General features: G+C 36.7%; 19 protein-coding genes. 12 read left to right on the top strand and 7 right to left on the bottom strand.

Annotated elements, in window-relative coordinates:
- Window positions 1-59: 59 nt before the first annotated feature.
- Window positions 60-1,322, bottom strand: coding sequence for a dicarboxylate/amino acid:cation symporter (locus ACYQ73_RS04155; RefSeq protein ID WP_460011273.1), 1,263 nt, complete (start codon window positions 1,320-1,322; stop codon window positions 60-62).
- A gap of 437 nt (window positions 1,323-1,759) precedes the next feature.
- Between ACYQ73_RS04155 and ACYQ73_RS04150 the strand changes: the two genes are divergently transcribed.
- The 3 genes from ACYQ73_RS04150 (at window position 1,760) to mprF (ending at window position 6,932) form a co-directional block, all read left to right on the top strand.
- Window positions 1,760-3,361 (top strand): ATP-binding protein, encoded by a 1,602-nt coding sequence (locus ACYQ73_RS04150; RefSeq protein ID WP_460011272.1) that lies wholly within the window; start codon window positions 1,760-1,762, stop codon window positions 3,359-3,361.
- Entirely contained in the window at window positions 3,362-4,066 is a 705-nt protein-coding gene (locus ACYQ73_RS04145) for a response regulator (RefSeq protein ID WP_460011271.1), read from the top strand.
- Window positions 4,067-4,445: 379 nt separating this feature from the next.
- Window positions 4,446-6,932 (top strand): bifunctional lysylphosphatidylglycerol flippase/synthetase MprF, encoded by a 2,487-nt coding sequence (gene mprF, locus ACYQ73_RS04140; protein WP_460011270.1) that lies wholly within the window; start codon window positions 4,446-4,448, stop codon window positions 6,930-6,932.
- A 25-nt stretch (window positions 6,933-6,957) separates the two neighbouring features.
- Here the strand turns inward: mprF and ACYQ73_RS04135 are convergent, their stop codons facing one another.
- On the bottom strand, window positions 6,958-7,368 hold the full coding sequence (locus ACYQ73_RS04135) for a hypothetical protein (protein ID WP_460011269.1): 411 nt from the start codon (window positions 7,366-7,368) through the stop codon (window positions 6,958-6,960).
- Window positions 7,369-7,609: 241 nt separating this feature from the next.
- Between ACYQ73_RS04135 and ACYQ73_RS04130 the strand changes: the two genes are divergently transcribed.
- The 3 genes from ACYQ73_RS04130 to ACYQ73_RS04120 all read left to right on the top strand — a co-directional run bounded on the left by ACYQ73_RS04130 (window position 7,610) and on the right by ACYQ73_RS04120 (window position 10,165).
- Window positions 7,610-8,575, top strand: coding sequence for a S66 family peptidase (locus tag ACYQ73_RS04130; RefSeq protein WP_460011268.1), 966 nt, complete (start codon window positions 7,610-7,612; stop codon window positions 8,573-8,575).
- Between the two features lie 78 nt (window positions 8,576-8,653).
- Window positions 8,654-9,151, top strand: a complete 498-nt coding sequence (locus tag ACYQ73_RS04125) for an N-acetyltransferase family protein (RefSeq protein ID WP_460011267.1) — start codon at window positions 8,654-8,656, stop codon at window positions 9,149-9,151.
- 18 nt (window positions 9,152-9,169) lie between these two features.
- The gene (locus ACYQ73_RS04120) at window positions 9,170-10,165 is read left to right on the top strand and encodes a S66 family peptidase (RefSeq protein ID WP_460011266.1); all 996 of its coding nucleotides are present in this window, start codon (window positions 9,170-9,172) and stop codon (window positions 10,163-10,165) included.
- A 41-nt stretch (window positions 10,166-10,206) separates the two neighbouring features.
- On the opposite strand, the gene ACYQ73_RS04115 is transcribed toward ACYQ73_RS04120, so the two are convergent.
- The gene (locus tag ACYQ73_RS04115; protein ID WP_460011265.1) at window positions 10,207-10,767 is read right to left on the bottom strand and encodes a GNAT family N-acetyltransferase; all 561 of its coding nucleotides are present in this window, start codon (window positions 10,765-10,767) and stop codon (window positions 10,207-10,209) included.
- A 1,036-nt stretch (window positions 10,768-11,803) separates the two neighbouring features.
- Here ACYQ73_RS04115 and ACYQ73_RS04110 point away from each other — a divergent pair.
- The gene (locus ACYQ73_RS04110) at window positions 11,804-12,040 is read left to right on the top strand and encodes a hypothetical protein (protein ID WP_460011264.1); all 237 of its coding nucleotides are present in this window, start codon (window positions 11,804-11,806) and stop codon (window positions 12,038-12,040) included.
- Between the two features lie 64 nt (window positions 12,041-12,104).
- Here ACYQ73_RS04110 and ACYQ73_RS04105 read toward each other — a convergent pair whose 3' ends face one another.
- Window positions 12,105-15,194, bottom strand: coding sequence for an efflux RND transporter permease subunit (locus tag ACYQ73_RS04105; protein WP_460011263.1), 3,090 nt, complete (start codon window positions 15,192-15,194; stop codon window positions 12,105-12,107).
- 99 nt (window positions 15,195-15,293) lie between these two features.
- On the opposite strand from ACYQ73_RS04105, the gene ACYQ73_RS04100 reads away from it, so the two are divergent.
- Window positions 15,294-16,127, top strand: coding sequence for a TetR/AcrR family transcriptional regulator (locus tag ACYQ73_RS04100; RefSeq protein ID WP_460011262.1), 834 nt, complete (start codon window positions 15,294-15,296; stop codon window positions 16,125-16,127).
- 417 nt (window positions 16,128-16,544) lie between these two features.
- Here ACYQ73_RS04100 and rnjA read toward each other — a convergent pair whose 3' ends face one another.
- Window positions 16,545-18,212 (bottom strand): ribonuclease J1, encoded by a 1,668-nt coding sequence (gene rnjA, locus ACYQ73_RS04095; protein WP_460011261.1) that lies wholly within the window; start codon window positions 18,210-18,212, stop codon window positions 16,545-16,547.
- 5 nt (window positions 18,213-18,217) lie between these two features.
- Complete coding sequence (locus ACYQ73_RS04090) at window positions 18,218-18,427, bottom strand: DNA-dependent RNA polymerase subunit epsilon (protein ID WP_142507617.1); 210 nt, start codon at window positions 18,425-18,427, stop codon at window positions 18,218-18,220.
- A 449-nt stretch (window positions 18,428-18,876) separates the two neighbouring features.
- Between ACYQ73_RS04090 and ACYQ73_RS04085 the strand changes: the two genes are divergently transcribed.
- On the top strand, window positions 18,877-19,647 hold the full coding sequence (locus tag ACYQ73_RS04085) for a Cof-type HAD-IIB family hydrolase (protein ID WP_460011260.1): 771 nt from the start codon (window positions 18,877-18,879) through the stop codon (window positions 19,645-19,647).
- Window positions 19,648-19,710: 63 nt separating this feature from the next.
- On the opposite strand, the gene ACYQ73_RS04080 is transcribed toward ACYQ73_RS04085, so the two are convergent.
- Entirely contained in the window at window positions 19,711-20,487 is a 777-nt protein-coding gene (locus tag ACYQ73_RS04080; protein ID WP_460011259.1) for a DeoR/GlpR family DNA-binding transcription regulator, read from the bottom strand.
- A gap of 146 nt (window positions 20,488-20,633) precedes the next feature.
- Between ACYQ73_RS04080 and ACYQ73_RS04075 the strand changes: the two genes are divergently transcribed.
- From ACYQ73_RS04075 to ACYQ73_RS04065, 3 genes are read left to right on the top strand one after another with little or no spacing between them, the layout of a single operon-like run.
- A complete protein-coding gene (locus ACYQ73_RS04075) occupies window positions 20,634-21,386 on the top strand; it encodes an ABC transporter ATP-binding protein (RefSeq protein ID WP_460011258.1) in 753 nt (250 codons plus the stop codon).
- Window positions 21,379-23,043, top strand: coding sequence for an ABC transporter permease subunit (locus ACYQ73_RS04070; RefSeq protein WP_460011257.1), 1,665 nt, complete (start codon window positions 21,379-21,381; stop codon window positions 23,041-23,043). Before ACYQ73_RS04075 ends, ACYQ73_RS04070 begins: the two co-directional genes overlap by 8 nt.
- The gene (locus tag ACYQ73_RS04065) at window positions 23,006-23,989 is read left to right on the top strand and encodes an extracellular solute-binding protein (protein WP_460011256.1); all 984 of its coding nucleotides are present in this window, start codon (window positions 23,006-23,008) and stop codon (window positions 23,987-23,989) included. The genes ACYQ73_RS04070 and ACYQ73_RS04065 overlap by 38 nt, the downstream gene beginning before the upstream one ends.
- Window positions 23,990-23,998: the final 9 nt, after the last annotated feature.

Genomic DNA, 23,998 nt, shown 5'->3' with positions numbered 1-23,998 from the left:
GCTGCTTCGGGCTCTCCATTGCTTGTCGGATGTAAACGAGCGCTTTAGCGCATTTGTTCTTAGGACACAATAGTATTTTTTCCTTGAAGTGCACGTTCTTGCATTTCTACATCAAACTCTTTTTCTGATTTCGATACGACTACACAAGCTACACCGTTACCAATTAAATTTGTTACGGCACGTGCCTCAGACATGAAGCGGTCAACACCAATTAATAGCGCAATCCCTTCGACTGGAATCATTGGGAAAGCAGCAAGTGTTGCTGCTAATGTGATAAAACCAGAACCTGTTACACCAGCGGCTCCTTTAGATGTAATCATTAAAATACCAAGAAGTGTAATGATCTGAATCCACGTCAAATCCATTCCGTATGCTTGTGCAATAAATAACGCAGCCATTGATAAGTAGATGGACGTTCCATCAAGATTGAAGGAATAACCAGTTGGTACTACTAATCCAACAACTTGTTTAGAGCAACCAAAGTTTTCTAATTTACGCATCATAGATGGCAAGGCAGATTCAGATGATGAGGTACCAATTACTAAGAAAATCTCTTCTTTTATATAAGCGATAAATTTAAAAATGTTGAAGCCAAAGAATTTTGCGATCGTTCCTAAAACAAAGACTACGAATAAGAACATTGTAATGTATACTGCAGCCATTAATAGACCTAAGTTGCCTAACGATTTCAAACCAAAATTACCAATCGTAAAGGCCATTGCACCAAAAGCACCTATTGGAGATATTTTCATCACCATACTTACGATTTTGAAGAAAATTTCTGCCACTTGTTCAAAAAATGTGATGACAGGTTTTGCAGGTGCGCCAATAGAAGCAGCAGCTAAGCCAAACAAGATTGCAGAGAATAACACGGGAAGTAATTGTCCTGTTGCAAGTGCACCTACAACGTTTTCAGGAATAATGCTAGAGATGAAAGCACCTAAACCTTGCTCAGACTCTGCTGCAGCAGTTGTATATTTTGAGATATCGGCTTCGGAAGCACCTGATGTATCTAAACCTGTACCAGGGCTAACGATTAATGCAACAGCTATACCGATTGCTAAGGCAATGGTAGAGACAATTTCGAAATACAGTAACGCCTTTCCTCCAATTTTTCCAACCTTTTTCATATCTCCCATACTACCGATTCCGATAACAACTGTTAAGAAGATAATAGGGGCGATTAACATTTTAATTAGCTTAATGAATAAGTCGGCCAGGATTTTAAGGCTTGCACCAAACTCAGGGAAGATAGCCCCAACAATCACCCCTAGAATGATTGCAGCTATAACCTGAACGGTCAGATTTTTCAGTAATTTCACTTTATGCTACCTCTTTTCTAAATTTTCTCTTTGATATCGTTTTCACTAGAATTATCATAGCGAATCCTTTTAGAAAAAAGAGATTTAGAAAATAAGAAACATATCGTTCATTAAGTACATTCATCGATATTTTAAATAAAAGGTAGTGTTTTCAATAACTCGAGCTGTTATGATACTCTGTGATAAAATCACTATTGTTATAATACAAAAATAATTAATGGAAGAAAATTTTGTTTTGCGACAATTTTTCGTAATATTGTTCATTAAGTTCATGACTTTCTCCTATTTATGTCAACTAAAAGTGTTGTCAAAAGATTTTTTTGAAGATAATCTTAAAAGCATATCATTGATAGAAGTGACATTCTGAGCATGAGTAAAATCCGCCCATTAAGCTTCTCTAATAGTGAAATGCAGATTTGGAAAGGAAGGAACTTTAAATGATAAAAATGCCTGTAAACGGCAAAATCCTGTTAGTGACATTTTTAATCATTGCATTCTCCTTTTTACTTGGTGGCATTTTTGTACTTGGAAACCTCTTAACTGAGCAAGAAAAGGAATTTGGTCAGCGTGCTATGCTCGTTGCGCGAACTGTATCAAATGTGCCAGAAATCAGTATGCATTTGAAAAATGACAATATTAAAGAAGCGGCGAAAAATGTCAATAAAATTGTAGATGGAATTCGTGTTGTTAATAAAGCAGAGTATATTGTTGTAATGAATATGGATCGTATTAAACTATCTCACCCAGTCAGTAAAGAAATAGGGAAGCGTAGTGAATCACATGATTTAAATGCTTCATTTAGTGAGCATTATTATATATCGAAGGCGCAAGGGGAAGCGGGTGTAATGATTCGAGCTTTCGTCCCTATTATTGATGACAAAAAAGAACAAGTAGGCATAGTCGTGGTAGGGTATTCACTACCAACTTTTATAGAAATGTTGCAAAACTATGAGCACGAAATTTTTATTACTATTCTTATATCGCTTGTTTTTAGCATTTGGGGAGCATATACACTTGGCCGACATATTAAAAAGCAAATGTTTGGGCTTGAGCCTCATGAGATTGCCAAGATGTATGTGGAACGAACAGAAACGTTCAATGCTATGCATGAAGGCATTATAGCGGTCGATAAAGGAATGAATATTACAATTTTTAATGAAAAAGCAGCTGATATATTAGGAGTTACTAGAAAGATAGAGGATTGTATCGGAAAAAAGATTTATGATGTTTTGCCTGACACACGATTGCCTGAAATTGTAGAAACAGCAACGCCGGTATACGATCAAGAGCTCTACATCAATCATCATAGTATTTTGAGTAATCGTGTCCCGATTATTGTGAATGGTGAGTTAGTTGGAGCAGTTGCTATGTTTAAAGATTTAACAGCAGTGAAAAAGCTTGCGGAAGAGGTAACAGGTGTTAAAGCTTTTGTTCAAGCACTGCGTGTACAAACACATGAGCATAAAAATAAGCTTCATACTATTGCAGGACTTCTACAATTGGGACATACAAAGCAAGCACTTGAATACGTTACAGCTACTACAGAAAATGAAGCTTCTTTAACGAAGTTTTTGAATGAACGCTTTCATAATGAAAATATTTCAGGATTATTGCTAAGTAAAGTTAGTTATGGCAAGGAATTAGGCATACAAGTAGAAATCGATCGAAAAAGTCATTTTAAAAGCTTTCCCCCATTATTAGATCACCACGATTTTGTCGTCTTGTTAGGAAATTTAATTGAAAATGCCTTTGAAGCGCTAAATGTTCTTTCGAAGGGTGATAAATATGTAGCGATTTCTGTAGATGAGCATGACGGTGTGCTAGCAATTGCTGTTTCCGATAATGGAATTGGGATGTCTGAAGAGGTCCAAGCTCGTATGTTTGAAAATGGATTTTCTACAAAGGCAAGTGAGAATCGCGGTATCGGCTTGCATTTAATACATGAAATCGTAAGAAAAGGTAATGGCGATATTGAAGTAGTGAGTGAATTTAAGAAAGGGACAAGTTTCTTAATCTTATTTGAGTTAGGGGAAGAGTAGATGGATGTAATAAATGTGTTATTAATTGAAGATGATCCAATGGTACGAGAAGTGAACAGGCAATTTATTGAGCAAATCAAAGGATTTTCATTGATAGGCTATGCTGGTAATGGGATAGAAGGGATAGAGAAGATTAAACAATTAAACCCTGAGCTTGTCTTTATGGATATTTTTATGCCAGAGCAGAATGGTATTATTACGCTAGGGAAAATTCGTGAAGAACATATTCCAGTTGATGTTATTGCCGTAACTGCTGCGAATGATATGTCTACTGTGCAGAGAATATTACACCTAGGTGTCTATGATTATATTATGAAACCTTTTACGTTTGAACGAATTGAACAAACTTTAAAGAATTATCAAGCTTATAGAAAGAAAATAAGTGGTATGCAAGATTTAACACAGCATGATGTAGATCATCTAATGCAGCAACGTATTTCTGAACAAATAGTTGTTCCACCGATCACTGAGACGATAATAATTGACGAGCTACCAAAGGGTTTTAATCGAGCAACATTAGACAAGGTGCTTGCCTATATTCAAGAGAGTGACGGAGCCGTATCAGCGGAAGAAGTGTCAACGTATATTGGAGCGGCTCGTGTAACAGCTCGACGTTACTTGGATTTTTTAGAAAAACAAAATTTATTAAAGGTGGATATACAATATGGAAGTGTGGGACGTCCTATCCATCGATATTATATTTAATCCGAATGAGTGTCTTATAGAACTGTTTAATACATCTTTAATAGGGCAACCATAGAAACTAAGGGAATATTGGAAGCATCATTTGCTTTCTCATCAATATGGATTAGATTTTTGGAAGAAGAAGGGTTATCGAGAAATTTGTTTATTGATGAATACTTAAAATATGCTTTATCCCGAGAGTCAAACTTGCTTTGATGATACATATAGCAGAGAATACGTTACAATAATGGGATGTTATTCTTTAAAGGATTTTTTTATGAAAAAAGAATCTGCTGTCATTGAACTTAGACGTTTAAACATAAAATTGATTTTAGAAAGCTAATGGGGAGTAGGTTTAACACACATGTTCAACGTTCGAAAAGAGTCGCTATTTAAATTTTTGAAAATTCTATTTCCAATAGCGCTTTTAGCAATAGCAATTTATGAAATTCTACAAACGATAAGTGGGATAGATGTTCATTTACTGCGGAAAGAAGTGAATGAACTGCAAATATGGGAGCTCTTATTTATTCTTTTTATCACCTTCTGTGCCATTACACCGATGATTTTTTATGATGTTATTTTAGTGAAAATATTAGGAATCAAAATAAACAACCGTCTTTTGCTGAATCATTCATTTATTGTGAATACCTTCTCCAATCTTATTGGCTTTGGTGGTTTAGTGGGTGTTTTTCTGCGTAATTATTTCTATTCGAAATATAAAGAGGATAAGGAAGACTTGTTAAAAAACATAGCCTCCGTAACACTCTTTTATTTAACGGGGATTTCACTGTTAGCTTGGATTATGTATATATTCTTTTGGGACTTCCCATTGCTAAAAGAAGTACGATGGTTAAAGATAGCGGTTATTCTTGTCAGCTTATATGTTCCGATTTTTATTGCTATGCTCATCATTCGCAATAAAAAAGCAGGTTCTATAAAGCCAAAGATCTCTCTTCAATTGATGGGTACTTCTGTCACTGAATGGGTTGCAGTCTTTTTAGTAATCTGGATATTAACTTTTATTTTGAACATCCCAATAGAATTATCCAATTTAATTCCCATATTTTTAATTGCTTCCTGTGCGGGGATTGTCAGTATGATCCCTGGTGGAGTGGGTTCATTTGACCTTGTTTTTTTATGGGGGACTCAAAGTTTAGGAATCGCTGATGAAAAAGTGCTTTTTCTATTAATTTTGTATCGGGTTGGCTATTTTGTGCTTCCATTTTTAGTTTCTTCTCTTTTATTCGTAAAAGAATATTGGGAACGTTGGAATCAATCGTGGGATGACTTGCCAAATGTCGTTTTTCAGAAACTTAGTCACATGCTATTAACGATATTGGTATTTCTCTCTGGCATTGTATTATTGTTATCAGCTTCAGCGCCAGGTATTTTAAGTCGACTAAAAATAGCTCAGGAATTTTTATCTTCGCCGATTATGCATGTCTCTCATCAAATGACTGTTGCAGCTGGCTTTATTCTCTTAGGTTTATGTAGAGGGATTAAATATAAAGTAAAAAGGGCATATCAGCTTTGCCTCATTGTGCTAAGTAGTTCTGCACTATTTTCGATTTTTAAAGGCTTGGACTATGAAGAAGCAATTTTTTTACTGATTGTCGCAGGGCTGTTAATTGCCTCAAAAAAACAATTTTACCGTGAAAGTAACGTTTTGACATGGGGCGTCGTTTTGATTGACCTTGCTGCAGTGACAATCATTACAGCGATGTACGTATTGATTGGTTATGTGAACTTACCTTCTTCCAAAATTCATATTCCTGCCGCTCTACAGGAATACATCATTACGGATTACCGAGACCTATTTTATAGTGCAGTAATGGGTATCCTAATAGCAATTGTCATTTTTTATATAGGTTATTTTATTCGTGCACCTAAGAAAATGGAAAAGCTTTTTTCAAGTGAGCAAGAAGAGAGAATCAAAGATCATTTGATGACCTATAAAGGGACGGAGTATTCACATTTAATTTTTTTACATGATAAATTTGTCCATTGGAATAAACAAGGTACAGTTTTATTTTCTTATCAAATATATGCCGATAAAATCGTTGTACTGGGAGATCCAGTAGGAGATGAATCTGATTTTTTATCCGCTATTCAGGAGTTTTTAGAATTGGCGGATAAGCATGGTTATACACCAGTCTTTTATGAAATTAATAATAAAATTTTTCCTTCTTTACATGAGCATGGGTATAGTTTTTTTAAGCTTGGCGAAGAAGCTTTTGTAGATTTAGATAAGTTTACCCTTGCTGGTAAGGGAATGAAGGGTCGCCGAGCGGTAAAAAATAAATTTGAACGAGAAAATTTCACAGTTGAAATAGTAAGCCCTCCTTACTCACAGGAATTGATGAATGAATTACAAGAAGTATCAACGAAATGGTTGCAGGGAAGGTCAGAAAAAGGCTTTTCTCTTGGTTTTTTTAATGAACACTATTTAAACACTTCAAACATTGCCGTTTTACGTGATACAGAAGGAGTAATTGGCTTTGCGAGTATCATGCCAATGTACGATAAAGGCGAAAGACTCTCAGTAGATCTCATGCGTTTTAAGCCGGGAGCACCATCTGGAACGATGGATTTCATATTCCTATCGCTCTTTGAATGGGCAAAAGCAGAAGGCTACCGTGTTTTTAACATGGGGATGTCACCATTGTCAAATGTCGGAAAGTCTAGGTATTCCTTCTTGAGTGAAAAAATTGCAGCACAAATATTTTTACATGGGCAGCACTTCTATCATTTTAAAGGATTAAAAAACTTTAAATTAAAATATGCAGATTTTTGGGAGCCAAAGTATATAGCGTATCGAAAGAAATCCTCATTGCCATTTACAATGGCACAAGTCACTTTATTAATTGGTAAAAAGAGAAAATAGATAGCCGAGTTCTTACGCTGCTTGCTTAAAGAAAAAATTTTAAGAAGTCTGTGCTGCTGGCATAATTAAACGCATTGGTCGCACAGCCAATACAAAGAAGATGCATTGCAAAATTACTTTGCGATGCATCTTTTTTATGGATTTTTATAGTCAGAAGAATGATAAAGGCCGGAACGCCGGACATCGCTGATAAAAAAGCCATAATCACTGGTAAAATATCGAACAACGCTGATAAAAGAGCCATAATCGCTGATAAACCATCAACCATCGCTGATAGAAGAGCCATAATCGCTGATAAACCATCAAACAACGCTGATAAAAGAGCCGGAATCGCTGATAAACCATCAAACAACGCTGTTAGAAGAGCCGGAATCGCTGATAAACTATCAAACAACGCTGATAGAAGAGCCGGAATCGCTGGTAAAACATCAAACAAAGCTGGTAGAAGAAAGAAATCAACGTTTCTAAAATTTACTCTCGCGTTTTAAGGTTCAGATCAATTTTGTTCCAGCCTCGGTTAAATAGTACATTGGGCTTCATTTCACGATGCAATAAAATATATGAAAAAATTGTAATTTTATATTTGATTTTCCATCAGTGCTTTGTAATAATAGAGAAAATTTTAGTTCTAGATGAAAGATTAATAGAAAAATTACACTAATAAGGGAGAGAGCAGTTTGCGTATTCCAAATAAATTAACGGTAGGTGATGAGATACGGGTTATCGCACCTAGTCGTAGTGCAGCAATCATAACAGCAGAAGGCACTGAACAAACAAAGAAAAGGCTTGAAGAATTAGGCTTTAATGTTTCCTTTGGTCGACATATTTTTGAATGTGATCTTCAGCATTCATCTTCTGTTGAGCATCGAGTTGCTGACATTCATGATGCTTTTCGTGATGAGAATGTAAAGGCTGTATTAACAGTCATTGGCGGTTATAACTGTAATGAGGTATTACCCTATTTGGATTATGACATGATAGCAAATAACCCAAAAATATTTTGTGGTTTCAGTGATATCACAGCTTTAGCAACAGCTATTACTAAAAAGTGTGGATTTATTACGTATTCGGGTCCTCATTTTTCTAGCTTTGGCATGGAGCAGGCACAAGACTATCAACGATCCTATTTTCAAAAATGTTTGATGAACAATACACCATATACGATTAAAGCATCAAACGTTTGGAGTGATGATGCATGGTATTTAGATCAACATAATCGTCATTTTGAAGTCGCTAGTTGGAAGGTATATTCCGAAGGACAAGCAAGTGGGCGATTATTTGGTGGAAATTTATGTACGTTAAATCTACTTCAAGGTACACCGTATATGCCTGAGTTATCGAATAGTATTTTATTTGTAGAAGATGATGAACTAGTTAATCCAGAAATATTTGCTCGGGACTTCACCTCCTTATTACAAGCTACTAGCAATATAAAAGGTATTGCAATAGGGCGTTTTCAAAGAGCTTCAAATATGACGGAGGAGCAATTACATTTTATTTTAGATAAGCATCCGAATTTAAGAAAAATACCAGTACTATATGATGTTGATTTTGGACATACACAACCAATCTTTACGTTTCCTATCGGTGGTGAAATTCAAATGAACACGAAAGATTTGATGATACAGATCACTAAATTTTAACTTATTTCAGCGGGTGTCCAAACATCCGCTGAAATAGAATGCCAAGGTATAACTGATAAAGAAAGGAGTTTGATAAAAATGTTAATAAGAGAGGCAAAACGTGAAGATGCTGAACAAATCATAGCTGTCATAAAAAATGCGGAAGAGTCTAATTTTATGTTATTCGGGCCAGGTGAACGAAAGTTAGAGACTGAACAATTTACTAAATTTATCGAGAATATTAATAATAACAGCCATTCAGCTTTATTTATAGCTGAAATAGAAAAGAAAGTAGTTGGTTATTTAATTGTTCAGGGTAATAATATGCCATCTAGAGTTTCACATCGAGCCTATATTGTCGTAGGTATCCATAGTGATAATAGAGGACAGAAAATTGGTACGGCATTATTCAGTTTCCTAGACGATTGGGCAAAAGAAAAGGGCATGCATCGCTTGGAACTTACAGTAATGTCGAACAACACTGCAGGGGTAGCATTATATGAAAAAATGGGATTTGAAATTGAGGGGACTAAAAGACATTCCTTATATGTAGATGGTGAGTACATTGATGAACATTATATGTCAAAATTATTGTAAAACAAAAGGAGTGACTGTATGAATCCAATAAGAAACAGTAGTAGTATAAATATTGGTATTTTTTCACCATCATCGCCAGCATCCGTCAGTGCCCTTTCTCGATATAAGCGTGCAAAAGCTTTTCTTGAACAAAGAAATATAAACTTAATTGAAGGAAGTCTAACTGGTAAATCTGATATTTATCGCTCTGGCACTCCAAAAGAGCGTGCTGAAGAATTCAATGAATTACTACGAAATCCAAACGTACACATCATTATGTCGACAATAGGTGGTACAAATTCAAATAGTATGCTGCCGTATATTGATTATGAGGCGTTTCGAAGCAATCCAAAAATCGTCGTTGGTTATTCTGATGCAACGGCAATTTTACTGGCACTTTACGCAAAAACAGGAATTACAACTTATTACGGTCCGGCATTAGTTCCTTCCTTTGGTGAATTTGAGCCATTAGTCAATGATACATATCAATTCTTCGAGAACTACTTCTTTAAGTCACAATCATTACCTTACGAAATTCCAATGCCTACATATTGGTCAGATGAACCCGTCAATTGGCTAGAAAAAACGGTAGAAAAAAATTTATATAAGAATGAATGGTTGACGGTTCAAGAAGGGGTTGCTGAAGGTAGATTAATTGGTGGCAATGTAAATGCTATGTATGGATTTATTGGTACATCTTATTTCCCGAAAAATCATGATGGAGATATCTTATTAATAGAAGATTCCGCTAAAAACACAGCTATCGTTGAGAAAAATTTTGCGATGCTGAAATTACACGGAGTATTTGAAAAAATAAGTGGCATTATTCTAGGCAAGCATGAATGTTATGATGATTTAGGTACTGGGCGTAAACCATATGAAATACTGCTTGAACAGTTAGACGGTATTGATATCCCAATCTTAGCAGAATTTGATATATGTCATACTCACCCGATGCATCCAATTGCTATAGGAAAACAAGTAAGATTAGATGCAACGGCCAAAAAAGTCTATTGTATTGAGAAATGGTTGTAAGTTAAATAAGCCCTGCTGATTTTTTGCAGGGCTTAGTCCGATTATGAATTAACATAGTCATTATCTGTAATAGCATACATTTTAACATTTTGATGAATTCCCTTAACAAACATACTTTTTCGTAAAATCCCCTCAAAAAGCATCCCTGATTTCTCCATTACTTTTTGAGATCCAATATTCTCTTCAAAGCATCGCGCTTGAATTCGTACTAATCCTAATTCCGTAAAGCCAAAATCGATTAGTTTTTTTGCCGCTTCAGTCGTTATCCCTTTACTCCAATAAGCTTCAGAAAGAACATAACCAACCTCTGCAAATTTATGTGTCGTATTAATCGACACGAAGTCAATGGTGCCAATCAATTTTTGCTCATATTCAATACCCCAAAAAAAGTGCTGACCTTGTTGGTAACCAGATAAAATCAATGCAATAAAATCCTTTGTTTCATCTAAACTTTTATGTGCGTCCCATGTCACATAACGAGCTACATGTTCACTGGAAGCATAAAGAAACATGGCTTCTACATCATTCGGTGTAATTGGTCTTAATGTTAATCTTTCTGTCTTTAAAACAGGTACTGCTTGTTTGAAAATGTTGTCGCTCATAAAACGCCCCCCCTTAAAATCGTTTGAGTGTATTTAATTATAACAAGATATGTAAATTTTCGTTAAGTTGTTTATTTGAGATTGGAGCGGGGATGAACTCGTTTAGTAGTCTGTAATCTATATGGAACAGCGTTTTACTTATATAATTAAATGATTTTATCGCTGTTGAGTAAAGTATGGGGATGCTTGAAAAAATGCGAAAATTTAATGTGAAGCACTATTAGGGGATTTACATTGTAAAATAGGTTTACTCAAATGACAGGTAATATATTCAGATGTTTGGGATGACATTTTGTTACAAACGTATATCATGTGGATAAGTTGATTGAAGTGGAGACTGGGACTCCTTGGGGATCAGCGTCACAGATGAGATTCTACAGCGTAGCTAAGCGGGTAGTGGAACGAAAGCTAAAAGCATCACGTCCTGTGATAACGCCTTGTGACCAACATTCTGTAGCTGACGCTTAGCTTTCGCACAAAAAACGGGCAAATACTCACGCGAAGGTAGAGAATACCCGCGGAAGAGAGGGGAATACCCGCGGAAGGAGAGCGACTACCCGCGCGGAGGCAGAGCGACTACCCGCGGAAGGAGTGCAAATACCCGCGGAAGGAGGGTAAATACCCGCGGAAGGGGGACAAATACCCGCGGAAGGAGAGCGAATACCCTCGCGGAGGCAGAGCGACTACCCGCGGAGGCAGAGCGACTACCCGCGGAAGGAGGGTAAATACCCGCGGAAGGGGGGCAAATACCCGCGGAAGGAGGGTAAATACCCGCGGAAGGGGGGGGAATACCCGCGGAAGAGAGGGGAATACCCGCGCGAAGGCAGAGCGACTACCCGCGGAAGGAGTGCAAATACCCGCGGAAGGGGGGCAAATACCCGCGGAAGGAGTGCAAATACCCGCGGAAGGGGGACAAATACCCGCGGAAGAGAGGGGAATACCCGCGAAAGGAGGGTAAATACCTGTGGAAGGGGGACAAATACCCGCGGAAGGAGGGTAAATACCCGCGGAAGGGGGGCAAATACCCGCGGAAGGAGTGCAAATACCCGCGGAAGGAGAGCGACTACCCGCGCGGAGGCAGAGCGACTACCCGCGGAGGCAGAGCGACTACCCGCGGAAGGAGGGTAAATACCCGCGGAAGGAGGGCAAATACCCGACTGTAGCTGACGCTTCACTTTCGCGCAAAAAACACCTGTTGCACCGACGCCCCAGGAAAGCGCCCAACCGTAACGGAAATCAACCTCACGTTATGCTAATGAGTTATAGACAATAGTGTTTCTTCAAAACATAGAAAAAAGGGCCTCCTTCAAAGGAGAGCCCTTTTTTACATGTATTTATTAATTATCTTTAACGTCTTTTCGGTTTTTCTTTAACATTTTAGATAGCATTTCATAAACGATTGGTACAACTACTAATGTTAATAATGTTGAAGATAGTAGACCACCGATTACGGTAATTGCTAGGTCTTTTGAAATTAGACCACTGCCACCATTACCAATTGCCATTGGAATCATTGCACCGATTGTTGCTATGGCAGTCATAAGGATTGGACGTAAACGAGTTGCACCAGCCTCTAAAATGGCCTCGCGCATAACAAGTCCGTCACGTTCCATGTGGATAATGCGGTCTACTAATACGATGGCGTTTGTTACAACGATACCGATCAGCATTAATAGTCCCATCATAACAGAAACAGAAATTGTTTGACCTGTGACGAACAAGCCGACAAATGCACCGATTACTGCGAATGGTAGGGAGAACAGAATAGCAAATGGTGCTGAACCTTCACCGAATGTTACTACTAGGATGAAGTAAACGATTGCGATCGCAGCTAACATAGCAATTCCGAGCTGTGTGAACGTTTCTTGCATGTCTGCAGCAACGCCTCCAACGCCAGTCGTTACGCCTTTAGGTAAATCTAATTTATCGATTTTTTTATCAGCAGCCGAAGTTGCTTTTGAAATATCGTCACCGATAATCGTACCAGAAACTTTTGCGAAGTATTCACCTTTTGAGCGAGATAATGAGTTTAATGTAGTGCCTTCTTCTACTTTTACTAACTCACCGATTGTCATTGTTGTGCCTAAAGCTGTTTGGATTTTAGTAGCTAATACATCGTCAAGAGATTTGGCCGCAGCTTTTTCTTCATGTTGTACAATAACATCAATATCTTCACCATCATACTGAACTTTAGTTAGAACTTCTGATGATGTATTTTGATTTAAAGCCATTACAATTTGAGCAGTAGTTAAACCGTATTGTAGAACATTTTTTTGATCTACTTTTAAGGTATTCTCAACAAATGGATCTTCATTATCAGACTTAATTTCTTCTAAACCATCAACTTCTATTAATGCGCCTTCCACTTGTTTCACTGCTTTGCGAAGCTTATCTAGATCTTCACTATATAATGTGTAACTTACTTCATTTGAAGACGCCGACATGGATGAGAAGTTTTGAGATTTCCATTCTCCTGATTGCCCGATGTTAGTTACATAGTCTTCAACTTCTTTACGTGCTTCAGGGAAGTCTTTCATATCTGGGTCGAAGATGAGGTACATTAAGGCACCACCAGCACCTCCACCCATCATCATTGCCGAAGGATCAACATGTTTAGGGTCATTGATCGAAACTTGTAAAATATTAACGTCTTTGCGTTTCATTAATTCTTTTTCTACTTTTGCAACATTTGCTTCTGTATCTTTCATTAGCTCGCCTGTACCAGGAGTGTACGTTAAGTACATAACCTTATCTTCTTGTGAGCCCATGAAACTGAAGCCAATAAGTGGTGTTAAAGCAAGAGAACCAACAAGCAATACAATCGCGATAACTGATGTAATGATTTTATGATTTAATGCTTTTGCTAGTACACCCTTATACCAAATAGCTAGTTTACCAACTTCTTTATGTTGACTTTCTTTTTTCTCACCGTATATTTTTTTACGGAATAGGAAGTGAGATAAAGCTGGAACTATTGTAATCGCCACTATTAATGAAGCGCCTAGCGCAAATGACATTGTTAGCGCAAACGGCATGAATAATTCACCAACCATACCGCCTACAAAAATTAGTGGAGCGAATACTGCTATAGTTACTAATGTAGAAGAAAGGATTGGTTTGAACATTTCAATTGTCGCTTCACGAATAAGAGCACGACCTGTTAGCTTTTCATCTTTTAAATGGATACGTCGATAAATATTTTCAACAACTACAATTGAGTCATCGATTACACGACCAATCGCCACGGTTATCGCGCCGAGAGTCATAATATTTAATGTGATATCCATCCAGTTTAACAGTAGTAATGCCATGAATACTGAAACTGGGATAGAAATGATCGAAATAATTGTTGATTTGAAATCACGTAAAAATAGTAAAATAATTAATACGGCAATGGCACCACCGAATACTGCTTTTTCAATCATTGTGAAGACTGAATCTTCGATCGGTTTACCTTGGTCAAGTGAGATATCCACTTTTAGGCCGTCTAATGATTTCTCTTCGTCTTTCATTAAATCTTTCACTGCATTTACGACTGTTACCGTATTTGCATCTTGAGCTTTAACGATTTGAATCGCAATCGCATCTTTGCCGTTTGTACGTGATACGGATTGTACTTTACCTTCGACTTCAATCGTTGCGATATCGCCTAAGCGAACGAATGGTGAAGGATTTGTAGCTGAAGGTGTAACTGGGATCAATAAATCTTTTAACTCATCGATAGATTTAACTTTACCGTCTACTGAAACAGCCTGTTCACCAACAGTAAATTGATATAAACCAAGTGAAAGTGACATATCACTTGCTTGAATCATTTGCTTGACAGAATCTTCTGTTAAGCCAAGAGCAGCCATTTTTGCTTTATCATATTTAAATGATATTTCATTAATGTGCTGACCATTGATAGTTGCTGAAGCAACGCCATCAATTTTTTCGATTTTAGGAAGTAGAATGTTTTCTACTGTTGACGTTAATCCAACAATATCTTCCTTAGAGCTACTAACCGATAAAGCGACAACAGGCATCATATTCATGCTAATTGCCATAACTGTCGGTTTTTGAGCACCTTCAGGTAATTTTATACCTTCTAAAGCGGACTCTAATTGTCGCTTTTTCTCATCCATATCAATTCCGTAGTCATATTCAACTTGAACTTGTGCTACGTTTGAAGAGGATGATGAGTAAACTGCTTTTACATCTTCTAAGCTTTCAATTGACTTTTCAAATGGTATGGAAAGCTCATTCATAACCTGTTCAGGTGTTGCACCAGGATAAACACCCATTACAATTAAATATGGTATAGAAATGTCAGGTATGGATTCCATTTTCATTTTTGTACCTGAATAAATACCAGAGACAGTGATGATAATTGTTAATAACCATACTGCCAATTTGTTTTTCAATACGAAATTTACTAAACCTTTCACCTTCACACCTACCCTTTATTGACTAACTAGATTTCGTTATTTATACTAATGACTAATCGGTCATTTGTCAATGAAATACATTAGGAGAGAATTAAAAGTATGTTAAAAAAGCAACTTATTATGGAGAAAGCGTTGGAGCTATTCTCGGAACAAGGCTTCGAAGCTACATCTGTACAGCAAATTACAGAACGATGTGGAATTTCAAAAGGTGCATTTTATTTATCTTTCAAAACAAAAGACGAGCTTCTAATTTCTATGGTAGAGTATTATCTACAACAGTTTGTCACTGACGTTGACCAAGTAGTCAGGAGTTCGCTTAGTAAAGATATCATTTTGGTTGAATTTTACAAAAGTATTTTTCAAGCTTTTAAAAATCATGCTGCATCTGCCCGTGTGTTTTTTAATGAGAAAGTACTTCTTACAAAAAAAGAATTGTTTCAGAAAATAATTGCCTACGATGTTGAGATGTCTAAGTCGATTATCTATATGCTGGAGCAACTATATCAGGATGAACTTCACGAGACAAAATACGATGTTATGTATTGCATTAAAGGATTTATGAAAAGTTATTCGGAACTTTTTATTTTTTCCGATATACCACTTGATTTAGATCAATTGGCAAAATCTCTAGCTGAAAAGACGGAAATTATTGCACGGCATACGACGATACCATTTATAACTGAGGAACTCGTTCGATTAACGGAAAAACCTTGTCATGAAGAAGTTTCACAGGAATCTTTGCTAGAATTAATCGAACAACATCTAGATGGTTTAGAAGGCACTATAGAACGAGAGTCTCTAGAATTATTAAAAGGCCAAGTCGAAAATCCAACCTATAGTAAACCGATTTTAAAAGGTTTAATTGAAAACATACGCTTGCAGCCAGATTATCGTTGGGTTGCTTATGTAATAGCTAAATACTTTAATATGTAGATATAAGGATAGGATGCACACTCTAACGGGTGAGTGATCCTATTTTTATCTTTAATCAAGCAAAATATTTTCTGTGTGAAAGCGAAGCAACAGCAACAAATGTTTTCTGTGCGAAAGCGAAGCGACAGCAACAATTACGCCAATATAAAATAGATTTTTGTACGAAAAGTTGAAGTGTGAGTAGTGATTATGTAGTCTAGATGACTAGAAGTGATGGCAGAGTTTCTAATAGTGCTACAATAGGAACATAATTCCATTTAAGTAGCCGTTATTTGTGTTACTCTAATTCATTTTGAATCTTATTGTCGTTGAAATGATTTTGGAGTCGTCATACTATATACGAAAAAAAGAGCATAGAGGTTCCAAAAAATTGAAATAAAAAAACTACGCAATTTTGCGTAGTTTTTTTAAATGAGGTTAAACCTCCATAATGATCGGTAAAATCATAGGGCGACGTTTTGTTTTTTCGAATAAATATGGTCCTAAAACGTCAGTAATTTCATTCTTTAGCTCAGTCCATTGAGGAGTTTTGCTTTGAATTGATTCATTCAGGTGTCGGTTTAGCATTTTTTGTGCTTCATTAATCATCGTACCTGACTCACGCATGTAAACAAAGCCTCGTGAAATAATGTCTGGACCAGAAACGATTTTTTGGTTTTCCATATCCACACTTACAACAACGATGACTAAACCTTCTTCAGAAAGAATGCGTCGATCGCGTAATACGATATTGCCGATATCTCCAATACCATTGCCGTCAATATAAACGTCTCCTGAAGGAATACGACCTGCTACATGTGCTTCATTGGCACTTAATGCTAGCACGTCACCATTTTCCATAATGAATGTATTTTCAAGCGGAACATCACAATCTTCTGCTAGATGAGTATGCATTTTCAACATACGGAATTCACCGTGAATTGGCATAAAGAATTTAGGCTTCATTAAGCGCAACATCAATTTTTGTTCTTCCTGAGAACCGTGACCAGAAGTATGGATATTATTTAGTGCACCATGTATAACTTCTGCCCCTGCACGGAAAAGCAAGTTGATGATCTTGTTTACACTTACCGTGTTTCCTGGTACTGGTGAAGAAGAGAAGATAACTGTGTCACCAGGCTGGATTTGGATTTGACGATGCGTACCGTTGGCAATACGAGAAAGGGCCGCCATTGGTTCACCTTGAGAGCCTGTACATAATATCATTACTTCATTGGCAGGAAGACGATTAATGCTTTGGGCATCAATAAATGTATCCTTTGGTGCATTGATATAGCCTAGTTCACGACCAATTGTAATGGCATTATCCATTGAACGTCCGAAGACAGCAATTTTTCTTCCGTATTTTATTGCAGCATCTGTTGCTTGTTGTAAACGGTGAATGTTAGATGCGAAAGTTGCGAAAATAATACGACTATCCACCTTACGGAAAATTTCATCGATACTTTTACCAACTGTACGCTCTGACATTGTGAAGTTCGGCTTTTCTGCATTCGTACTATCAGAAAGTAGACATAGTACGCCATCACGGCCGATTTCAGCCATTTTTGTTAAGTTGGCTGGCTCGCCTACAGGAGTAAAGTCAAATTTAAAGTCTCCTGTATGCACGATGTTACCAGGTGGTGTTTTTACAACGATTCCGTAAGCATCTGGAATACTATGTGTTGTTCTAAAGAAGCTTACAGATGTTTTTCTGAACTTAATAACATCCTCTTCTTTAATTTCGATAAGCTTTGTTGTACGTAGTAAGCCATGCTCGTCTAACTTATTGCGTAATAAACCTAATGCAAGCTTACCGCCGTAGACAGGGACATTTACTTGACGTAATAAGTAGGGAATACCACCAATATGGTCTTCATGTCCATGTGTAATAAATAATCCTTTAATTTTGTCGACGTTGCGTACTAAATACGTATAATCCGGAATAACGTAGTCAATGCCTAGTAAGTCGTCTTCTGGGAATTTAATGCCGGCATCAATTAAAATGATTTCATCTTGAAATTGAACGCCGTAAGTGTTTTTGCCGATTTCGCCCAGTCCGCCGAGCGCGAAAACAGCTGCTTGGTCATTTTTAACAAACTTCATGTTTGTTAAATTTCCTCCAAGATGAAGTTCGGACTTGCTTGTTCGTAGACTAAATAGTTACCTTCAAGCAGTTGAACGAACTCGATGTTGTAGTTTCGGTCTTTTAGCTTTTCACGTACTTCGCGTTCTGAAGCAGCTTCTAGGTATAGACTTTTAGTGTTTTCGCGAACTGGAATTTCATTTGCTTTTTCTTGATAATAAACTTTGTAAATCATAGTTTGCTCTCCTTTTATTGCGTACAATTTTCTTGCACCTTTGACTAATACCACACACGTACTACAAGAAAAAAACAGCAAATTTCTAGTAAACAAAGGCAGAAATTAGGCGTTTGAAGTTCTTGTATCTCAGTGTTAAAATCCAGACGTAATTACAACAAGGTGTAATTAAATTAAGCAATGAGACAGTGGTTGCACATAACCAAATAAATGCATTTCCTTTATATTATCACGCAGTTACTCTAAAATAAAGAAAAGCCCTTCAAATAATGAAGGGCAAATGTTAGGCAATTGATTTTTTTCCGAGTATGCCGCGAAGTTGCTTCAACAATTTACGTTTGAGTTTCTTCAGCATGGCACATCACTCCTTAGGATCATTATAATAAAAATTATTGCCTCTGTAAAGTCATTAACCTTGCAGAATAATATATAATGAAGGGGACTATAAGATGAAGAAAATATTATTTTTTGATGTAGATGGTACACTTTATAATAGTGAGAAAATATTACCTGCTTCTGCGAAAGAGGCGCTTTTTGAAGCTCGTCGTAATGGATATGAGATAGCGATTGCGACTGGACGTGCGCCTTTCATGATTCAATCCTTACTAGAAGAGCTAGATATTAATACGTATGTGACGTTTAACGGACAATATGTTGTTGATCGTGGTGAGGTTATCTATACAAATGGTGTTGGAAAAGATGAGCTAGCCAAAATCATTGCCTTTGGTGAAGCGCGAAATGAACCTGTAGTATTTTTAGACGATGAGCGTATGGTTGCATCTGTGGGAAATAACGATATGGTAGTAGAAAGCCTAAATACATTAAAATATGAGTATCCAACTATAAACTCAACTTATTATATGCACAACGATGTCTATCAAACACTTATTTTTATGGAAGAAAAAGATGAACATTTATATCGTGAAGCATTCCCAAACGTGCAGTTTGTACGCTGGCACCGCTATTCTTGTGATATTTTACCAAAGGGAGGTTCGAAGGCTGCGGGTATTGAAAAGGTCCTTGAGAAAATGGGGCTGACATTAAATGATGCCATTGCTTTTGGGGATGGACTTAACGATATTGAAATGCTGCAGGCTGTTGGGACAGGCGTGGCGATGGGGAATGGACATGAGAGCGTAAAGGCTGTTGCTACTCATATTGCAGAGCATGTGGACGAGGATGGTCTCGCTAAAATCATGCGCCAATTAAAGATTATCTAAAGAGACTAAAAAGCAACTGGTTGTAAGAATTGATTACAGCTAGTTGCTTTTGTATTTAGTAAATTATTCAGTGTCTTCGATGTTTGTTTTTACTATTTTCAGTTGTACCCCTTTATCCGCGAAATGATTGATCGTGTTTTTAGAGAGTCCATTATCTGTAATAATCATACCTACCTCATCTACTGGACAAACTTGAATGGCGACATCTTTGTCAAATTTTGAAGAGTCTGCTGCTACATATACAGTTTGGGAAATGTTAATAATTTGTTTTCGGGTAATCGCCTCTTCTAAATTGAAATCTGATATTCCTTTTTCAATCGACACCCCACTAGCACAAATAAAAGCTTTATTAATATTAAGGTGATCGAAGCGGAAGAGGAAATCATTAGACGTTACGGACTTTTCGGAATGACGAACTTTACCACCGATAATAATCACTTCGATATTGGAGCCAATTAACTCAAAGGCTACGGGAAGTGAGTTTGTAATAACGGTTAATTTTTCTTTCTCTAATAAAAATGGTGTCATTTGATATGTGGTCGTTCCACTATCTAAAAAAATACATTCCCCATCTTGTACTAAAGAAGCGCATGCTTTTGCGATCGCGATTTTTTCTGGTAGCTGTTCATGAAGTCGGTTATCCATCAACCCCTCAACAGGTTCAATATATTTAACACCGCCATAAAACTTCTCTATTTTCTTTTCTTGCACAAGCTGTTGAATATCACGACGGATTGTTTCCATTGATACGTTGAACTCATTTGTTAGTGTTACTAATTTTACTACTTTGTGTTTTCGTACTAATTGCAAAATATGCTGTTGCCTTTCTATTGTATACATTTCATCACCTCTCCTTATTATTTACTCAAAACACTCATAACTTTGTCAACACTTGGTCAGAATTTACTCAACATTTACACAAATATGTAATTTCCTTTACAAATTGTTCCTATACTAAAGTTAAGAACTAAAGAGAGGTGAAGGATTTGTTAGAACTAAAAAATATCTCAAAAAACTATAAAAATAAAAAAGTTATAGAGAATATAAATTTAAGCATTCAATCAGGTGAAATAGTTTCTTTACTAGGACCGAGTGGCTGTGGAAAAACAACTTTACTTAATATTATTTTAGGACTTACGCAACAAACGGATGGTTTGCTTTTTTTCAATGGACAAGATATATCGAAACAATCCATGCAAGATCGAGGGTTTAATATTGTTTTTCAAGACTTTGCATTGTTTCCGCATTTAAATGCATATGACAACATCGTGTATGGCTTGAAAAATAAAAAAGAAGGAATGTCAAAAATGGAGGTTCAGGAATATATAGATTTTTTGGAACTGACCCCACATTTACATAAAAAGATTCATGAGTTATCAGGTGGACAAAAACAACGTGTCTCTATAGCTAGAACACTTGTCATGCAGCCTAAAATTTTATTGTTAGATGAACCGTTAAGTGCGCTTGATGGAGTAATAAAAGAATCGATAAAAGAACGTATTCAATCCATTGCTCGCCAATTTAATTTAACGACTATTATTGTGACCCATGATCCAGAGGAGGCTCTCACGCTATCAGATAAAGTGCTCATTATTAATGAGGGAACTGTTTCGCAATTTGGAACTCCACAAGAAATAGTAAATACGCCAGAAAACAAATTTGTGGAAGATTTTATATTAAGGCAGCTTCATATAAAACGTCATAACATTTATCAGCTGTTTGGAGAATCTTATGCTTAAAACAAATAAAATGATGAAATTGATTTTTCTACCAATTCTTTTCTTTTTTATCTTCTTTTTAGTTGTTCCGTTACTTTATATGTTTTGGCGGTCTTTAAAAAAGGGGAATGCCATCACCGTTCGAAACTATGTGGAAGCATTGCAAAATGTAGAGGTTCGTGATGCGTTTTTAAATAGTTTTCATGTTTCTTTAGTAGCGGCTTTGATAACGACCATTTTAGCTTTCTTATTGGCGTATGCTGTTCATTTTACAACGATGCATCGCTCTATGAAAAAGCTTGTGCAAGTTGGTATTACATTACCGATGCTATTGCCGACCATTACATATGGCTTTGTACTGATTTATACATTTGGCAATCAAGGAATTATTACGAAGATATTTGGTCAGCCCTTGTTTACGGTATATGGATTTAATGGTTTGTTAATTGGTTATGTACTTTATACATTACCTGTTGCCTTTATCTTAATGCAAAATTCTATGCAATACATTGATAAACGTTTTCTGCTAGTTTCCATGCTGATGCATGATCGTCCATTGCGGAGATTTTATCATACAGTATTTCGACCGATGCTAGGGACGATTGGTGGAGCATTCATACTATCATTTGTTTTAAGCTTTACCGATTTCGGGATACCTGCGTCAGTCGGTGGTGCCTACAAAGTTATTGCAACTGAGCTATATCAAGCAATGCTTGGCTCCATTGTACATTTTGAGAGAGGTGCAGTGATTTCGATTTTAATGTTAGTACCTGCCGTACTCGGGGTTGTAATGTTAACGATTTTAGAACGGTTCAATTTTCAGTATAAGCAAGTTAGTACAAGTGATCTCATTGTTCATCGGTTCCGTGACTTGATGTTTACTGTTTTCTCGTTTGTCTGTGTAGGTACAGTGTTCATCATGTTTTTGACAATATTTATAGTACCTTTTACGAAGGGCTATCCATATGATTTCAGCTTTACATTAGAGCATGTGAAAAACGTACTAGCTGAACAGGGCTTGAAGACCGTCTATATGAATTCGTTAATTGTTGCTGTTTTGACTGCTGTTTTAGGTGTAGGTGTAGCATTTGTGTCGGCTCTATTAAATGTAAGAACACCGCTTAAAGGGAGAAAAAGCTTAGATTTTACTTCGATGATTACGAATACTGTGCCGGGCATGGTACTTGGTCTTTCTTATTTGTTTTTCTTTAACGGGAGTACCTTGAAAGGGACTTTCCTGATCATTATTGCGTGTAATATTGTTCACTTCTTTACAACTCCGTATTTAATGGCGAAAAATTCATTGCAAAAAATGGATCCGACATGGGAAGTAACGGCAGAGCTATTAAAAGATTCATGGTTAAGAACTGTTATTCGCGTTATTTTACCGAATATCAGACCTACAATTTATCAAATGTTTAGCTATTATTTCTTAAATGCGATGGTGACTGTAAGTGCAGTAATCTTCCTTGTCAGTACGAAAACGATGCTTGTATCGACACGTATAAAAGAACTTCAACATTTCGCAAAGTATACAGATATTTTTGTCCTATCGATTTTTATTCTATGTACAAACCTCATTGTGAAATTAGGTTGTGACTATATAGCAACACCTAAAGTAAAAACAAAGGAGCATAAAGATGAAAAAATCAACAGTAATGATGTTAGGTACAGTTAGTTCAGCAATTGTTTTGGCTGCTTGTGGAGGAGCGGAAGCGGGTTCAAAAGATCAAGTAATTATTTATTCGAATGCAGATGATGAAGCAATTGATGTAATGGAAGCAACGTTAGATAAAAAGGGTTACGAAGGGAAGTATTTAATCCAATCATTCGGAACTTCTGAACTTGGTGGGAAAATGATGGCTGAAGGGAAAGACATTGAGGCGGATGTCGTTACTATGGCTTCCTATTTTATTGAAAGTGCGCAAAAATCTCAGTCAATGTTTGTGGACTTATCTTCTGATTTAAAGCCTCTAGATGGTGGTACTACATTTGCATTGCCGATTTTAGGAAATATCGGTTCGATTTTTATTAATACGGATTTATTACAACAAAAAGGTTTGCCAATCCCAACATCCATAAATGATTTGACAGACCCTGTTTATAAAGATTTATTGTCATTTCCAAATATTCTAGACTCATCAACAGGTTGGTTATTAGTGCAGGCGATTATTAGTGAGTATGGAGAAAAAGAAGGCCAAAAAATAGTGGCTAGTTTAATTAAAAATGCTGGCCCACATATCGAAAGTTCAGGCTCTGGGCCTATTAAAAAAGTGAAAACGGGCGAAGTGGCTGTAGGGTTTGGTCTACGTATTCAGGCTATCGATGCTAAAAATGAAGGGCTACCGATTGATTACATCGATCCGGTAGAAGGTAACTTTACATTAACAGAATCTGTGGCTGTGGTAGATAAGGAGGGGGATGAAGCATTAGCACGTGAAATAGCAAAAGTAATAGCGACAGAGGCTCGTCCTGATTTGTTGAAGCAATATCCCGTTGCTCTTTATGAAGGTGAACAAGTAAAAGAAGAGTTTGTTCCTAAATATTTAAAGAAATGGGACACAACATTAACGGTAGATTTATTAGAAAAACATCAAGCATTCTTTAAAGAAGCGCAACGATAAGGAGCTATT

The sequence above is a fragment of the Lysinibacillus sp. CTST325 genome, from assembly GCF_054665055.1.
Note: the sequence above shows the minus strand (reverse complement) of the source record. Positions and strands in the feature narration are given on the sequence as shown.

Bases quoted from the DNA above. Each gene is read 5' to 3' on its own strand.
- ACYQ73_RS04065 (WP_460011256.1), top strand. From the start codon at position 23,006: ATGAAAAAATCAACAGTAATGATGTTAGGTACAGTTAGTTCAGCAATT.
- ACYQ73_RS04145 (WP_460011271.1), top strand. From the start codon at position 3,362: ATGGATGTAATAAATGTGTTATTAATTGAAGATGATCCAATGGTACGA.
- ACYQ73_RS04120 (WP_460011266.1), top strand. From the start codon at position 9,170: ATGAATCCAATAAGAAACAGTAGTAGTATAAATATTGGTATTTTTTCA.
- ACYQ73_RS04150 (WP_460011272.1), top strand. From the start codon at position 1,760: ATGATAAAAATGCCTGTAAACGGCAAAATCCTGTTAGTGACATTTTTA.
- ACYQ73_RS04085 (WP_460011260.1), top strand. From the start codon at position 18,877: ATGAAGAAAATATTATTTTTTGATGTAGATGGTACACTTTATAATAGT.
- ACYQ73_RS04125 (WP_460011267.1), top strand. From the start codon at position 8,654: ATGTTAATAAGAGAGGCAAAACGTGAAGATGCTGAACAAATCATAGCT.
- ACYQ73_RS04115 (WP_460011265.1), bottom strand. From the start codon at position 10,767: ATGAGCGACAACATTTTCAAACAAGCAGTACCTGTTTTAAAGACAGAA.
- ACYQ73_RS04100 (WP_460011262.1), top strand. From the start codon at position 15,294: ATGTTAAAAAAGCAACTTATTATGGAGAAAGCGTTGGAGCTATTCTCG.
- rnjA (WP_460011261.1), bottom strand. From the start codon at position 18,212: ATGAAGTTTGTTAAAAATGACCAAGCAGCTGTTTTCGCGCTCGGCGGA.
- ACYQ73_RS04080 (WP_460011259.1), bottom strand. From the start codon at position 20,487: ATGTATACAATAGAAAGGCAACAGCATATTTTGCAATTAGTACGAAAA.
- ACYQ73_RS04070 (WP_460011257.1), top strand. From the start codon at position 21,379: ATGCTTAAAACAAATAAAATGATGAAATTGATTTTTCTACCAATTCTT.
- ACYQ73_RS04090 (WP_142507617.1), bottom strand. From the start codon at position 18,427: ATGATTTACAAAGTTTATTATCAAGAAAAAGCAAATGAAATTCCAGTT.